This window comes from Phaeobacter sp. JH20_34 (genome assembly GCF_048056095.1).
Taxonomy (GTDB): domain Bacteria; phylum Pseudomonadota; class Alphaproteobacteria; order Rhodobacterales; family Rhodobacteraceae; genus Phaeobacter; species Phaeobacter bryozoorum.
Window position 1 is genome coordinate 906,303 of record NZ_JAYMWT010000004.1, and the last position, 14,579, is coordinate 920,881.

The window sequence follows — 14,579 nt, forward strand, 5'->3', positions numbered from 1 at the left end:
TCCTGCACTCACGCCACCCGGGCGCGATGTTTCTTTTGTTTGGCGCACCAGCTTTCGGCAAAGCGCAGCACATCCGTTTCTGTTGTGTTCGGCCCAAGCGAGACGCGCACGGCGCTCTGGGCGGTTAACTCGTCATATCCCATGGCGGTGAGCACCGCGCTGGCGCGGACCTTGCCGCTGGAACAGGCGCTGCCGGCACTAATGGCAAATCCGGCCAGATCCATCTGCATGACCTGGGTTTCGCCCTTCCAGCCCGGCGTGGCAAAACAACTGGTATTGGGCAGGCGCGCCGCTGATGTCCCAACAAAAATAGTGTCAGGGCTGCCCGCTGCAAGGGCGGCCTCCATTGTGTCGCGCAGCTCTGTCACACGTTCCCAGACACCATCCGCCAGCGCGCTTGCCGCAGCTTCCGCGGCCGCTCCGAACCCCGCGATCCCTACGACATTTTCCGTGCCGGAGCGACGCCCCATCTCCTGACCGCCGCCGGTGATCTGCGCCGCCAGATCGGTTCCCCGTTTCAGGACCACCGCGCCCACGCCCTTTGGCCCGCCCAGTTTATGCGCCGAGATCAGCGCCATCGTGGCCCCCATCCAATTGAAGGCGACAGGCAGCTTGCCGAAGGCCTGCGTCGCATCGGTCACCGCCAGCCCTTCGGGCAGCTTCTGGATGACGCCGGTTTCAGAATTGGCCAATTGAACGGAGGAGCGCTGCGGATCAATCACCGCAACAGCGCCAACAGGTGAAACCTGCAAATCCTCGATAGACCAGGATCTTACGGCGTCATGCTCAACTGCTGCACCATGCAGATCGCGGCCGCTCATTGCCAGCGCGGCCCCTTCTGTCGACCCGGAGGTGAACACGATATCAGCACCATCCGCCCCAAAAGCCGAGGCGATCTGCGCCCGCGCGCGTTCAACCAGCGCCTTGGCGGCACGGCCTTCGGCGTGAACGGAAGAAGGATTTCCGCAAACCTCCATCGCGGCAACCATCGCGGCCTTTGCAGCATCGCAAAGCGGCGTGGTGGCGTTATGGTCAAGATAGACACGCGACATCGGCGGTGCGGATCCTTCTGTCTTGTCCCTCGCACCCATCAGGATGCTGTAACGAGGGCGTTCTTAAATCTACGAAACAGCGCAGGCCGCGCCGGGGTTAGAGGGGCGGATATCTCGGGCCGTCAGTCGTCGACCACCGCAAACAGGCTGGGCACCGCCGGACATGGCGCCAGATCGTTCTTGATCACGTCAGACAGGCGGGTCTGATGCAGGAACACATAGACATGGGCGCTCAGCCCTTCCCAGAGGCGGTTGGTCAGCGATTGCGCGCGACTCCCGGACAAGGCACCGGATGCGCCTGCTCCCTTGTGCATCGCATCAACCGTTTCATCAACTGCGCTCAGCACATCGACGATGCGAATGTCAGAGGGCGGATGCGCAAGACGGTAACCCCCACCCGGACCGCGCACAGAGACTACAAGCCCGCTCCGACGCAGTTTCACAAACAGCTGCTCCAGATAGGGCAGCGAAATATCCTGACGTTTGGAGATATCGCCCAACACCACCAGGCTGCCCTCCGGCTGCAAGGCGATATCTGCCAGCGCCACCATTGCATAGCGTCCCTTGGTCGAAAGTTTCATATTTTCAAATCCTCCGACCCTGGCGGCACAGCGAAAAGATTGACCTTGAACGCTGCAATGCGTATCTCAGCGAGACGGCAGCGAAACTTGACCTCTGCCATCAATTAGAACCGTTCTAAGGTGCCTTACGGAATTCGTCAAGTATTCCAGTCGGCATCCCCGAAAATAAGAGTAGGATCCACCCACCCATGCCTGAGGTCATTTTTCCCGGACCCGAAGGCCGCCTGGAAGGCCGCTATCACCCGCAAAAAGAAAAAGACGCCCCGATTGCCATCGTTCTGCATCCGCATCCGCAGTTCGGCGGCACGATGAACAACAAGGTCGTCTACAATCTGCATTATGCGTTCTACAACATGGGCTTTACGGTTCTGCGGTTCAATTTCCGCGGCGTTGGCCGGTCGCAGGGCGAATATGATCAGGGTGTTGGCGAATTGTCCGACGCGGCATCGGCGCTGGATTACCTCCAGTCGATGAACAACAACTCCAAACATTGCTGGGTCGCCGGTTTTTCCTTTGGGGCCTGGATCGGTATGCAGCTGTTGATGCGCCGCCCGGAAATCACCGGCTTCATCTCGGTGGCACCGCCAGCCAATATGTATGACTTCTCGTTTCTGGCGCCCTGCCCCTCCTCGGGTCTGATCATCAATGGCACCGCAGACCGCGTGGCGCCGCCCGCCGATACGGTAAACCTGGTGAACAAGCTGCACGAGCAGAAGGGGATCACCATAACCCATACCGAAGTTGAAGGCGCCGATCACTTCTTCCAGGACCCCTATATGGATCCGATGATCAGCAATGTCTCCGACTATGTGAAACGGCGGCTGACAGAAAGCTCCCGCTGATGAGCACGATCGAGACGCTGGCCCAGAAACTGGCCGCCGACACGCTGAAGGTTCAGGACGCCACTGGCGAAGAGCGCCTTTACATGGAGGTGAGCGAGGTTCTGGGGGCAGCGTCTCAGTCGCTTGAGGAAGCCTTCCTCACTGAAATGCGGGTCCGCCTTGCCGAGCGCAAAGCGCGTGCCTTTCTCAACAGCAAGATCAGCGCCGCCAAGGCCAAGATCGCATCCAGGGCCCCAGAGAATGACTGACCAATCGACGCGGCTTGCCAGCCAGTTCCGTTTCTTGCTGGAGGCGGACAAGCTGCGCCGCGTGGAGCGTCAAAACCTGATCCTGGATGGCTCACGCTGCGAAAACTCCGCCGAACATAGCTGGCACCTGGCGGTTTATGCGCTGGTGCTGGCCCCGTTTGCGCCTGCTGATGTCTCGGTTGAACGGGTTGTACAGATGCTTTTGCTGCATGATCTCGTCGAGATCGACGCAGGCGATCACCCGATTGATGGGGATGTCGACTGGGAGGCGGTTGCCAGCGCCGAAGCGGTGGCCGCGACCCGGCTGTTCTCGCTCCTGCCAGCCGATCAATCAGCATTTCTGCATGGGCTCTGGCGCGAGTTCGAGGCTAGCCAGACACCTGACGCCCAATGGGCAAAGCGGATTGACCACTGCCAGCCGATTTTCCAGACGCTCTACAACGAAGACGTGCCTGCGGCACATATCGAGGTGGTGCGCGGCAATCTCTTTGGCGGACGCGCTGCGGCCCTACAGGACGCCTTTCCCGAGGTATTTCACCACGCCGTCGCCCGCCTGGAAGGCTTGCAGCCACAGGATGCGCTCACCGCACCTCTCAGCTTCCTAAATGAGGTCGACGGACTGAAGACGGTCCTGCGGGCAACGACGCTTGCCGATGGCAGCCGCCGCGAAAACTCGGCCGAGCACAGCTGGCATATCATGCTCTATGCCTGGGTGCTGGCCCAGCACAGCCACGCGCCCGTCGACATGGCCAGGGTGCTGCAGATGCTGATGCTGCATGACATCGTGGAGATCGACGCGGGCGATGTGCCGATCCACGCAACCCTGTCGGAGGCTGAACAGGCCGCGATTGCCGCCAATGAACAAGCCGCCGCAGAACGGATTTTCGGCCTGTTGCCCGCCGCGCAGGGCGAGGTCTTTCACCGTATCTGGACGGAATTCGAAGCCGCCGAAAGCCCCGAAGCGATCTATGCCAAGGCGATTGACCGGGTACAGCCTGTGCTGCTGAACCTGATGTCAGGCGGCGGCAGCTGGCGCGCGTATAATGTCACGCTGGAGCAACTGGAGGCCCGTGTCGGCCACAAGGTCGCCCGTGGGGCACCGGCGGTCTGGGACCATGTGCGCGCCGCTGTCGCTCCATGGTTTGCCGAAAATACCAGCGCCTGACCCCGGCGCTGCGCGGGCTGGTTCCGCGCGCAGCCCATCCTCAGCGGAGGCCTGATCATGCCACTCCATTATCTCTATCTTGTGCTGGCGGTTGCGGCAGAGACCATTGGCACCACTGCGCTACAGGCCAGTCAGCAATTCACCCGGCTTGGCCCGTCATTGCTGGTGGTGGTCGGCTACGGGCTGGCCTTCTATCTGATGGCCCTGACGCTGCGCCACATGCCGGTCGGGATTGTCTACGCGATCTGGTCCGGCCTCGGGATTTTCCTCATCGCCATCATTGGCTGGGTCGTCTTTGGCCAACGGCTTGATTTGCCAGCGGTTCTGGGGCTGCTGTTGATCCTTGCCGGGATTCTGGTGATCCATCTGTTCTCCAGCACAACCGGCCACTGACGGCGCAACCGGCGCGTCACCGAATAGCCGCACACCGCTGGACGACCCACCGGATCGCCCCTGCGCGCGCAAAAAGATGTATTTCCTCTGGTCTTTGGCCAACGATCACGCTATGCGCGCGTCAACTTCCTTACAAAGGCTGACGTCATGGACCTGCGCAACATTGCGATCATTGCTCACGTGGATCACGGGAAAACCACCCTGGTTGATGAGCTTCTGAAACAATCCGGCGCCTTCCGCGAAAACCAGGCTGTGGCGGAACGCGCCATGGACAGCAACGATCTGGAACGCGAGCGGGGCATCACAATTCTGGCCAAGGCCACTTCGGTGGAGTGGAATGGCACCCGGATCAACATCGTCGACACTCCCGGCCACGCCGATTTCGGCGGCGAGGTCGAGCGGATCCTGTCGATGGTCGACGGGGTGGTGCTGCTGGTTGACGCCGCCGAAGGCCCGATGCCGCAGACCAAATTCGTGACCTCCAAGGCGCTGGCCCTTGGTCTGCGCCCGATCGTGGTTGTGAACAAGGTCGACAAGCCCGACGGCGAGCCTGACCGCGCGCTGGATCAGTGTTTCGACCTCTTTGCCAACCTTGGTGCAGATGATGATCAGCTGGATTTCCCGTCCATGTATGCCTCCGGTCGCGCCGGTTGGGCCGACATGGAGCTGGACGGCCCGCGCAAGGATCTTTCTGCGCTGTTTGACCTGATCGTCAAACACGTCCCTGCCCCAAAGCAGATCGAGCAAAAAGGCGAGCCTTTCCGTATGCTGGCAACCACGCTGGGCGCGGATCCGTTCATGGGCCGTATTCTGACCGGTCGCGTTGAATCCGGCACCCTGAAGGCTGGCGACAGCCTCAAGGCGCTGAGCCGTGACGGTGAGCTGATCGAGAATTTCCGCTGCACAAAAGTGCTGGCGTTCCGTGGCCTCGGTCAGCAGGCCATCGACGTGGCGGAGGCCGGCGATATCGTCTCCATCGCGGGGATGACCAAGGCCACCGTCGCCGACTCGCTGGTGGATACTTCGGTGACCGAAGCGCTGCCCGCCCAGCCGATTGATCCGCCGACCATCACCGTGACCTTTGGCATCAACGACAGCCCGCTGGCCGGTCGCGATGGCAAAAAGGTTCAGTCCCGTGTGATCCGTGATCGCCTGATGAAGGAAGCAGAATCCAACGTCGCGATCCAGATCTCCGACACCCCCGGTGGTGAAGCGTTTGAGGTGGCCGGTCGCGGCGAACTTCAGATGGGTGTTCTGATCGAAAACATGCGCCGCGAAGGCTTCGAGCTGTCGATCTCGCGCCCGCAGGTTCTGTTCAAGGAAGAAGACGGCGTTCGCATGGAGCCCGTCGAAGAGGCCACCATCGACGTTGACGATGAATACTCCGGCGTTGTGATCGAGAAACTCACCGGCCACCGCAAAGGTGAACTGGTCGAGATGAAGCCCGCAGGCGCTGGCAAGACCCGCATCATCGCGCATGTCCCCTCACGCGGTCTGATCGGCTATCACGGCGAGTTTCTGACCGACACCCGCGGCACCGGCGTTCTGAACCGTGTGTTCCACGGCTGGACCCCGCACAAAGGGTCCATTCCCGGCCGTCGCGCTGGTGTTCTGATCTCCATGGAGAACGGCACCTCGGTGGCCTACGCCCTGTGGAACCTCGAAGAGCGCGGCAAGATGATGATCGGTGCACAGGAAGACGTCTACACCGGCATGATCATCGGCGAGCACAGCCGCGACAATGATCTGGAAGTGAACCCGCTGAAGGGCAAGAAGCTGACCAACGTCCGCGCCTCCGGCACCGATGATGCCGTACGTCTGACCACGCCGATGAAGCTCTCGCTGGAAGAGGCGATTGCCTATATCGACGATGACGAGCTGGTAGAGGTAACCCCGAACTCCGTGCGTCTGCGCAAACGCTACCTGGATCCGCATGAGCGCAAGCGGATGGCCCGCGCCAACGCCTGATCCTGACAGTTCAGCTGGAAAAAACAAAGGCCGCCCGGCAATATGGGCGGCCTTTTTGCTATCTGCCGCCTGCGTGCTACCCTTTGCAAAATCAGGCGTTTAACCAGGGAGAGACAGCATGCGCAAGCTACAGGTTCAAGGCGTCCACCACATCACCTTGACCGGCGCTGACCGGCAGACATCCATTGATTTCTGGGAAGGTGTCCTTGGGATGCCCTTCATCTTTGACCAACCCAATCTGGATGACCCGGACGAGGGGCATCTCTATTTTGATCCCGGCGATGGGCGCCTGATCACCGTCTTCACCAACAAGCGCCGTACAGCTGACCGCCGCCGCACCCCGACGGAGCCGGGATGCGTCCATCATCTGGCTTTCAACGTCTCAAAGGCGACATTTGCCCAGGCGGTCGAGCGGCTGGACGAACGCGGCATCGGGCATTCAGGACCAAAGGATCGGGGATTTATGGATTCGATCTACTTCAAGGACCCGATGGGGCTTCTGATCGAGCTTGCCTGCTATAAGTTCGAACCGCCAATGGGATGCTCCCACGCCGATGTGATGATCACCGCCCATCGTGTCCGGGTGGCCGCAGGGGACGCCCATATTCAGGAGATCCATCTGGCCGAGGCGATTGAGCAGCTTGTTCAGCAGCGCCAGCCCTCGCTGTCGGATAACCGCGCGCCACGCGATCCCTATTGATCGACCGGCCGGGCTGGCGCAAATGAAAAAAGAGCGGCCAGAAGCCGCTCTTTCATCGTTCCTGGAGGCATCGTCCCTTAGGGGATCCGACGCGCAGCCATGTTGCGCTCATTCGGTGATTTCGACCACCATCAGCTCCCGCTCGGAGGCGTCGCGTGCATGGCTCAGCGCCTCTTGGTATTCTGGGCTGTTGTAGCAATCCACCGCCGCATCGACGCTGGGAAAGCGGGCTACCACATTGCGCGGGCGTTCCTTGCCTTCCAGCTGTACAAACCGACCGCCACGGGCAATGAACTGCCCTCCGTGTTTGGCAACGGCCGGTCCCGCCAGCTCGGCGTATTTGCCGTAGGCCTCGGCATCGGTGACGGTAACATGCGCAATCCAGAGTGCGGGCATCTGAGCCTCCTTTGGTGATGATCTTCCCGGCAGCTTAGGCAGATTACCGGAAAGACCAAGGTTTTTTGACCAGTTGGTCAGCCTGCCAGCAAAGCCTCGGCCGCCTTGATCGCCTCTTCGGCGCCGGAGAAATCCTTGCCGCCTCCCTGCGCCATATCGGGACGACCACCGCCACCCTTGCCGCCAACAGCCGGAACCGCCGCTTTCAGCACATCTACGGCAGAGATCTCGCCGGTCAGATCGTCGGTGACACCCGCGGCGACCGCGACCTTGCCGTCATCATTGGCAATCAACAGGATCACGCCTGAGCCGATCTTTTGCTTGTGGGCATCTATCAACCCGCGAAGATCCTTGCCAGAGACGCCTTCCAGCGCCTGCCCGAGGAAGGTTTTACCGCCGATTTCCTTGGTTGCGGATCCGCCTGCCGCGCCGCCGCCCATGGCGACCTGCTGTTTCAGCTGGGACACCTCGTTCTGCAACGCCTTGCGTTCATCCATCAAGGCTTTCAGGCGGTCCATGACTTCGGCCGGCTGGGCCTTCAGGACGCCTGCAACCTCGGCCATACGGCCTGCTTCACGCTCCAGATGCTGCACCGCTGCCGCACCGGTCAGCGCCTCGATCCGGCGCACGCCGGCTGAGGAGGCGCTATCGCCCAGAATGACAAAGGTGCCGATGTCACCGGTCTGCTTCACATGGGTGCCGCCGCACAGCTCAATCGAATAGGTATCGCCGTCCTGACCCTTACCCGTCGCTGCGCGGCCCATGGAGACAACGCGGACCTCTTCGCCGTATTTCTCGCCAAACAGCGCCTGTGCACCCAGCGCGCGCGCATCATCCGGGGTCATGATCCGGGTCGATACCGGCGTGTTCTGACGAATGAAATCGTTCACCTCGGCGCCGACTTTGGTCAGTTCCTCTGCGCTCATCGCCTTGTTATGGCTGAAGTCGAAGCGCAGCCGGTCCGCAGCATTGAGCGAGCCCTTCTGCGCGACATGCTCGCCAAGCGCGTTGCGCAGCGCCTCGTGCAGCAGGTGGGTGGCCGAGTGGTTGGCGCGGATCTTGCTGCGGCGGTCGTGATCCACTTCCATCGCAGCACCCTGCCCGACGGCGACGTCACCCTCGGTCACCTCGGCGATGTGCAGGAACAGCCCCTCAACTTTCTTGGTGTCGGTGATGCGGGCTGCACCGCCCTCAACGGTCAGGACGCCACTGTCGCCAACCTGACCGCCGCTTTCACCGTAGAACGGCGTCTGGTTCAGGATGATCTGCACCGTGTCGCCCATAGCGGCGGTTTGGAGCTGAGCACCGTCCTTGACCATGGCCATGATCTGGCCTTCAGCCTTCTCGGTCTCATAACCCAGAAAGTCGGTGGCACCGACTGCGTCAACAATGTCGAAATAGACCTTCACATCCGCCGCTTCGCCAAGACCGATGCCGCCGGCACGGGATTTCTCCTTCTGCTCCTTCATCGCCGCATCGAAGCCATCGGTATCGACCTCGATCTCCTTGGCGCGCAGGGCGTCCTGAGTGAGGTCGAGCGGGAAGCCATAAGTGTCATAGAGCTTGAACGCGGTCTCCCCCGGCAGAACGTCGCCCTGGCCCAGATCGACCGAGGCTTCGTCCAGCAGTTTCAGGCCACGGTCCAGGGTTTTGAGGAAGCGGGTTTCCTCCTGCTCGAAGGTCTCTTCGATCAGCGCCTGGCCTTGGCCAAGCTCAGGATAGGCGGCACCCATCTTCTGCACCAGCGACGGCACCAGCTTGTGCATCACCGGATCGGTGGCGCCCAGAAGCGAGGCGTGACGCATCGCCCGGCGCATGATCCGGCGCAGCACGTAACCGCGACCTTCGTTCGACGGCAGCACGCCTTCGGCAATCAGGAAGGAGCAGGAGCGCAGGTGGTCCGCGATCACCCGGTGATGCACGTTGTGATCCCCGAATGGGTCGGTGTTCGTCGCGTTCGCGGACGCCTCGATCAGCGACTTGAACAGATCCGTTTCATAGTTGTCATGGGTGCCCTGCAGCAACGCCGCGATCCGCTCCAAACCCATACCGGTGTCGATGGACTGCATCTCAAGATCGACCATTGAGCCATCGGCGAATTTCTCGTTCTGCATGAACACGAGGTTCCAGATCTCGATGAAACGATCGCCGTCTTCCTCCGGCGAGCCCGGAGGGCCGCCCCAGATGTGGTCGCCGTGGTCGTAGAAGATCTCGGTGCAGGGACCGCAGGGACCGGTGTCGCCCATCTGCCAGAAGTTGTCAGAGGTCGCGATGCGGATGATCCGCTCCTCCGGCACACCCATCTTTTTCCAGATCTCAAAGGCTTCGTCATCGGTGTGATAGACGGTGGTGTAGAGCCGGTCCTTCGGAATATCGAATTCCTTGGTGATCAGCTCCCAAGCAAAGGGGATCGCTTCATGCTTGAAATAATCGCCAAAGGAGAAGTTGCCGAGCATCTCGAAAAACGTGTGGTGGCGCGCGGTATACCCGACGTTGTCGAGGTCGTTGTGCTTGCCGCCGGCGCGCACGCATTTCTGCGCTGTGGTCGCGCGCTTGTAGTCGCGGGTTTCCACGCCGGTAAAGCAGTTCTTGAACTGCACCATGCCCGAGTTGGTGAACATCAGGGTCGGGTCGTTGCGGGGCACCAGAGGGCTGGAGTCAACCACCTCATGCCCCTGTTTGGCAAAGTAGTTCAGGAAGGTGGAGCGAATATCATTGAGCGTCGGCATAATCGGGATCTCTCGGCTGGCTGTCTCAGCGGTTCGGGAAGATGTATCCGGCCCCAGTGAGCCTGTCCAGCGCTGCGGTGCGGAAAGGCGCCGTGAAACCCGCATGAAAAAGGGCGCGGAGTGATCCACGCCCTGATTTGATCAGATTTTCAGCCTGCACCGATGTTTATCGAGCAACCGCTGCCCTTTTCATCACCCGGCAAGAGGCGTCATCAGCCTTGTGTCAGGCTTCCAGAATATCGTCATCGGCGCCGTCAGGACGGTGGAACTCCAGCCCGTGCGCCGCGCGGATCTTATCCTCGATATCATAGGCGATATGGGGGTTCTCCCGCAGGTATGTCTTGGCGTTTTCACGCCCCTGCCCGATCCGTTCATCGCCATAGGAGAACCAGGCCCCGGATTTCGCGACAACACCAGCCGCTACGCCCAGATCCAGCAGTTCGCCCATCTTGGAGATGCCTTCGCCATACATGATGTCGAATTCAACCTGTTTGAACGGAGGCGCCACCTTGTTCTTCACGACCTTGACGCGGGTTGCGTTGCCGACCACCTCGTCACGGTCCTTGATCGCGCCGATGCGGCGGATGTCCAGACGCACCGAGGAGTAGAATTTCAGTGCGTTACCACCGGTCGTAGTTTCCGGCGAGCCGAACATCACACCGATCTTCATGCGGATCTGGTTGATGAAGATCACCATACATTTGGAGCGGCTGATGGAGCCGGTCAGCTTGCGCATCGCCTGGCTCATCAGGCGAGCCTGGACGCCCACATTGCTGTCGCCCATGTCGCCTTCCAGCTCCGATTTCGGAGTGAGGGCTGCCACGGAGTCCACGATCACCATGTTCACCGCGCCGGACCGCACCAGAGTGTCCGTGATTTCCAGGGCCTGTTCGCCGGTGTCGGGCTGCGAGATCAGCAGCTCATCAAGGTCAACGCCCAGTTTCGCCGCATATTGCGGGTCCAGCGCATGTTCCGCATCCACAAAGGCGCAGACGCCACCGTTCTTCTGCTGCTCTGCAATGCAGTGCAGAGTCAGTGTTGTCTTGCCCGAGCTTTCGGGACCGTAAATCTCGATAATGCGGCCCATCGGCAAACCGCCAATGCCAAGCGCAATGTCCAGCCCCAACGATCCCGTTGAAGAGGCCTCAATCTCGGCCAGGGGATTACCATCGCCCAGCTTCATGATCGAGCCTTTGCCAAACTGCCGCTCAATCTGCGCCAGAGCGCTGTCCAGCGCCTTTTGTTTGTCGCCGCTCTTCTTATTGTCTTTCATGGTCAAAAGATCCGCCATAGTCCCTTGTCCCTTTCTATGTGTCACACCCGCGACCGGGCGGCAATCACTGCTTTGTTCGCCCCTTGTTCTATATGAGATCAAAAAGAGAACATTGCAACGGAAATCTTACATGATCACTCCCATACCGATCTGGTGGCCAAGAGGGTTAAGAGAGTGTTATCCAAGGGAGACACCGATCATTTGCTGCGGAAATTTCACGCTATGCTCATCTTTTTCAAGGAACGGCTGGCTCTGCTGAGCGTGCCCAAAACCGGGACAACCGCTTATCACGCCGCTCTGGCCAGCCGTGCCGACATGGTGTTTGCCAATCCGCCGCAGCTGAAACATGCGCCGGTCTATCGCTACAATCGCTGGATTCGCCCGATGCTGGCAAAGGTCTGTGACGCGGAGATGGAGCTGATTGCCGTCATGCGTGAACCTGTCAGCTGGCTGGGCAGCTGGTACCGGTTTCGTCAGCGCGACGATCTGCGCGATCATCCCAACAGCACCCAAACCATCAGTTTTGACGATTTTCTGCGAGACGCCTGCAAGGGCAAGCCGCCAGCCCATGCCGACGTCGGCAGCCAGGCGAAATTCCTCGAGCCGCAGCCCAATGGCTGCGCGGTCACTCATCTGTTTCGCTACGAGGCCCCAGAGACTCTGCAGTCATTTCTACAGGAGCGGCTACAGACCCGCATCGACCTGCCCAGACTGAATGTCAGCCCGAAAGCGCAGTTACGCCCAAGCGAGGCAGCGCTGGAGATTGTCCGACGTAAACGCGCGGCGGAGTTCGACCTTTATGACAGCCTGACCTAAGACACGCGGGCGACCGGCCAAAAGGGGCGGCAGACGCCACCCCAGGCCGCTCCGGGGGGACTGCCTAGTGTAGCTGCTCATGGACGGTTTCGGTCAGCTGGTTCAGCGAGAAGGGTTTGGGCAAGAACACCGAGTTCGGCACCGACGGCTCTGCCTCGCCAAAGGCCCCCTCGGCGTAGCCCGAGACAAAGACGACGCGGGTGTCGGGCCGTGTCTTCAGCGCCTCACGCACCCAACTCGGCCCATCCATTCCCGGCATCACCACATCGGTGACAAAGACATCAACGGTCAGACCCGGATCTTCGAGTGTGCGCAGCGCGTCCTCAGCGGATTCGGCTTCGAGAACCGTATAGCCGCGCATCCGCAGAGCCCGGGAGGCAAAGGCCCGCACCGGCGCTTCGTCTTCGACCAGCAGAACAACCCCCTCGCCGTGCTGTGCCGCAACCGGTTTGGCAGCTGGGTTCACGGTGACTGTGGCTTCTGGTTCGGGCTGCGTGTTGACAGGGAAGAACAGCGTGAACTGAGTCCCTTGATCCTTTATCGAGTCGACAAAGATGTAGCCGCCCGTCTGTTTGATGATCCCATAGGCGGTTGAGAGACCCAGACCGGTCCCCTCACCTGTCCGTTTGGTGGTATAAAAGGGCTCGAACACCTTCTGCAGCTTATCCGGCGCGATACCGACCCCCTCGTCGGAGACTTTGACAGTGACCCAGTCACCGGCGGGAACCACCGCACGGTTGCGCTCCAGCGGTTCATCCAGAACCACCGCTTCGGTCTCGATACGGATCTCGCCGCCCTGTGGCATCGCATCACGTGCGTTCACGACCAGGTTCATCAGCACCTGCTCCAGCTGCCGTTTGTCCGCGCGGATCGACCGCATCACCGGATCATGGCTGAGCGTCAATGTCACCTTCTCACCAACCAAGCGATTCAGAAGATGGGTCAGATCCGACAGGGTATCGCGAACATCCAGCACTTCGGGCTGCAGCGTCTGTTTGCGTGAGAAGGCCAGGAGCTGGCTGACCAGGGCGGCCGCGCGGTTGGCATTCTCGTGGATCTGGATCAGGTCGCCGAAATCCTGGTCGCCCTGATCGTGCCGCAGCAGCAGCAGGTCGCAATGCCCGGAGATGGCTGTCAGCAGGTTGTTGAAATCATGCGCCACACCGCCGGCCAACTGACCAATCGCCTGCATCTTCTGGCTTTGAACGAACTGCGCCTCAAGCGTCTTCAGCTCGGTGGCATCGTTCAAGACCGCAATCAGAACGGTCTCACCCTCTTCGATCACACGGGTGAGTGTCACCTGAACAAAGACTTCCTTGTCACGGCGGGTGAGACGCAGGAATTCGGATTTATGCGAGGCCTGGCCCTCGGCGGTATCGCGCAGCCAGTCCGACATCGGACGGCCAAGTCCATCCATCAGCTGGCCGATATTCAGGTTGCCGCAGGAGCTGATACCAAGCAGGTGCATCCCCATCTTATTCGCCGATAGCAATGTTCCCTTGGGGTCCACCTTGACGAAGGGCACCGGCAAGCTCTCGAGCGAGGCCTGACCGACCGAAGCTTCGCTGGCATCCAGCTGCAGAAAATACAGTTCGCTCCGCCCCTGGCTGCGGTTCTTCTCGCAGACCAGAACCTCGATCAGCCCGCTTTTGGTGCTCATCGTGTTGATCTGCCCGGACAGCACCGGCAGCGAGGGGAAGAGACGATCAGTGGATTTGACCCGTTCCCCGATCAGGCTGCGCGCGGCTTCATTCATGAACAGGACGGCGCCGGTCCGGCCAATGGTCAGCATCGGGATCGGCACCGCATCGGCGCCACGGCTGGTTGTCGGACGATCGGTGATTTCTTCGACCCGCCACAGGAAGCTGCCGCCCTGCATCTGATGGACCGCCAGCCGCACATGGCCGCGTCGTGTCACGATATCCTCGCGCGCCGCGCCATCGACACGCGCGCGGCTCTGCATCCGAAAGAGCACGGCCGAGGGATTGGCCAGGATGGACCGCAGCGTCCCTGCCAGCGTTTCGGTATCAACATCGGCAAAACGCTTGCGCGCGGCCCCGTTCGAAGCATGGATCATGCCGTCATCGTCACAAACGAAGGTTGCGGTCGCATCCTTGTCGATAAAGCCGGTAAGAAGCGCTGTCGCCACCGCCCGTGCGCGCAGACGTGTGCGGGCCTGTATCAGCATCATCAGGGCCACCGCAATCAGCGTCAGGCCAACCGTGACCAGCCCGCGGGTGATCCAGTCCGGGGTCTGTAGCAGCCAGGGCGCCGTGATGACCATGGCCGACAACAGCAAGACCGCCGCCAGACGAGCGTGTTCTGGCGTGTAGACGCGCAATTGGGGAACGGGTGAAGCTTGGCGACCGTTCATTGCGGCTCCCTCGATGAATTGATCTGCTTATATCGAGACGAA

The 14,579-nt window shown here is 60.7% G+C and carries 13 protein-coding genes; 7 read left to right on the top strand and 6 right to left on the bottom strand.

The window, feature by feature from the left end:
- Window positions 1-8: 8 nt before the first annotated feature.
- Both VWZ81_RS05900 and VWZ81_RS05905 read right to left on the bottom strand, forming a co-directional pair.
- On the bottom strand, window positions 9-1,052 hold the full coding sequence (locus VWZ81_RS05900; protein WP_416542301.1) for a cysteine desulfurase family protein: 1,044 nt from the start codon (window positions 1,050-1,052) through the stop codon (window positions 9-11).
- A gap of 122 nt (window positions 1,053-1,174) precedes the next feature.
- On the bottom strand, window positions 1,175-1,633 hold the full coding sequence (locus VWZ81_RS05905; protein WP_340545544.1) for an Rrf2 family transcriptional regulator: 459 nt from the start codon (window positions 1,631-1,633) through the stop codon (window positions 1,175-1,177).
- 188 nt (window positions 1,634-1,821) lie between these two features.
- Between VWZ81_RS05905 and VWZ81_RS05910 the strand changes: the two genes are divergently transcribed.
- From VWZ81_RS05910 to VWZ81_RS05935, 6 genes are all read left to right on the top strand, one after another.
- Window positions 1,822-2,475 carry an alpha/beta hydrolase gene (locus VWZ81_RS05910; RefSeq protein WP_340545543.1) on the top strand — a complete coding sequence of 218 codons (654 nt, stop codon included), beginning with the start codon at window positions 1,822-1,824 and terminating at the stop codon, window positions 2,473-2,475.
- Window positions 2,475-2,723, top strand: coding sequence for a hypothetical protein (locus tag VWZ81_RS05915; protein WP_416535948.1), 249 nt, complete (start codon window positions 2,475-2,477; stop codon window positions 2,721-2,723). Before VWZ81_RS05910 ends, VWZ81_RS05915 begins: the two co-directional genes overlap by 1 nt.
- Entirely contained in the window at window positions 2,716-3,888 is a 1,173-nt protein-coding gene (locus VWZ81_RS05920) for an HD domain-containing protein (protein WP_416535949.1), read from the top strand. The genes VWZ81_RS05915 and VWZ81_RS05920 overlap by 8 nt, the downstream gene beginning before the upstream one ends.
- A gap of 57 nt (window positions 3,889-3,945) precedes the next feature.
- Window positions 3,946-4,281, top strand: a complete 336-nt coding sequence (locus tag VWZ81_RS05925; RefSeq protein ID WP_340545540.1) for a DMT family transporter — start codon at window positions 3,946-3,948, stop codon at window positions 4,279-4,281.
- A 147-nt stretch (window positions 4,282-4,428) separates the two neighbouring features.
- Window positions 4,429-6,249, top strand: a complete 1,821-nt coding sequence (typA, locus tag VWZ81_RS05930; protein ID WP_340545539.1) for a translational GTPase TypA — start codon at window positions 4,429-4,431, stop codon at window positions 6,247-6,249.
- 118 nt (window positions 6,250-6,367) lie between these two features.
- A complete protein-coding gene (locus VWZ81_RS05935) occupies window positions 6,368-6,949 on the top strand; it encodes a VOC family protein (RefSeq protein WP_416535950.1) in 582 nt (193 codons plus the stop codon).
- Window positions 6,950-7,057: 108 nt separating this feature from the next.
- Here the strand turns inward: VWZ81_RS05935 and VWZ81_RS05940 are convergent, their stop codons facing one another.
- The 3 genes from VWZ81_RS05940 to recA form a co-directional block, all read right to left on the bottom strand.
- Window positions 7,058-7,345 carry a DUF1330 domain-containing protein gene (locus tag VWZ81_RS05940; RefSeq protein ID WP_340545537.1) on the bottom strand — a complete coding sequence of 96 codons (288 nt, stop codon included), beginning with the start codon at window positions 7,343-7,345 and terminating at the stop codon, window positions 7,058-7,060.
- 77 nt (window positions 7,346-7,422) lie between these two features.
- A complete protein-coding gene (gene alaS / locus VWZ81_RS05945) occupies window positions 7,423-10,074 on the bottom strand; it encodes an alanine--tRNA ligase (protein ID WP_416542302.1) in 2,652 nt (883 codons plus the stop codon).
- A 223-nt stretch (window positions 10,075-10,297) separates the two neighbouring features.
- On the bottom strand, window positions 10,298-11,365 hold the full coding sequence (gene recA, locus VWZ81_RS05950; protein ID WP_340545535.1) for a recombinase RecA: 1,068 nt from the start codon (window positions 11,363-11,365) through the stop codon (window positions 10,298-10,300).
- Window positions 11,366-11,569: 204 nt separating this feature from the next.
- Here recA and VWZ81_RS05955 point away from each other — a divergent pair, with 204 nt between their 5' ends.
- On the top strand, window positions 11,570-12,163 hold the full coding sequence (locus VWZ81_RS05955) for a gamma-glutamyl kinase (protein WP_340545534.1): 594 nt from the start codon (window positions 11,570-11,572) through the stop codon (window positions 12,161-12,163).
- Between the two features lie 64 nt (window positions 12,164-12,227).
- Here the strand turns inward: VWZ81_RS05955 and VWZ81_RS05960 are convergent, their stop codons facing one another.
- Complete coding sequence (locus tag VWZ81_RS05960) at window positions 12,228-14,537, bottom strand: ATP-binding protein (protein WP_340545533.1); 2,310 nt, start codon at window positions 14,535-14,537, stop codon at window positions 12,228-12,230.
- Window positions 14,538-14,579: the final 42 nt, after the last annotated feature.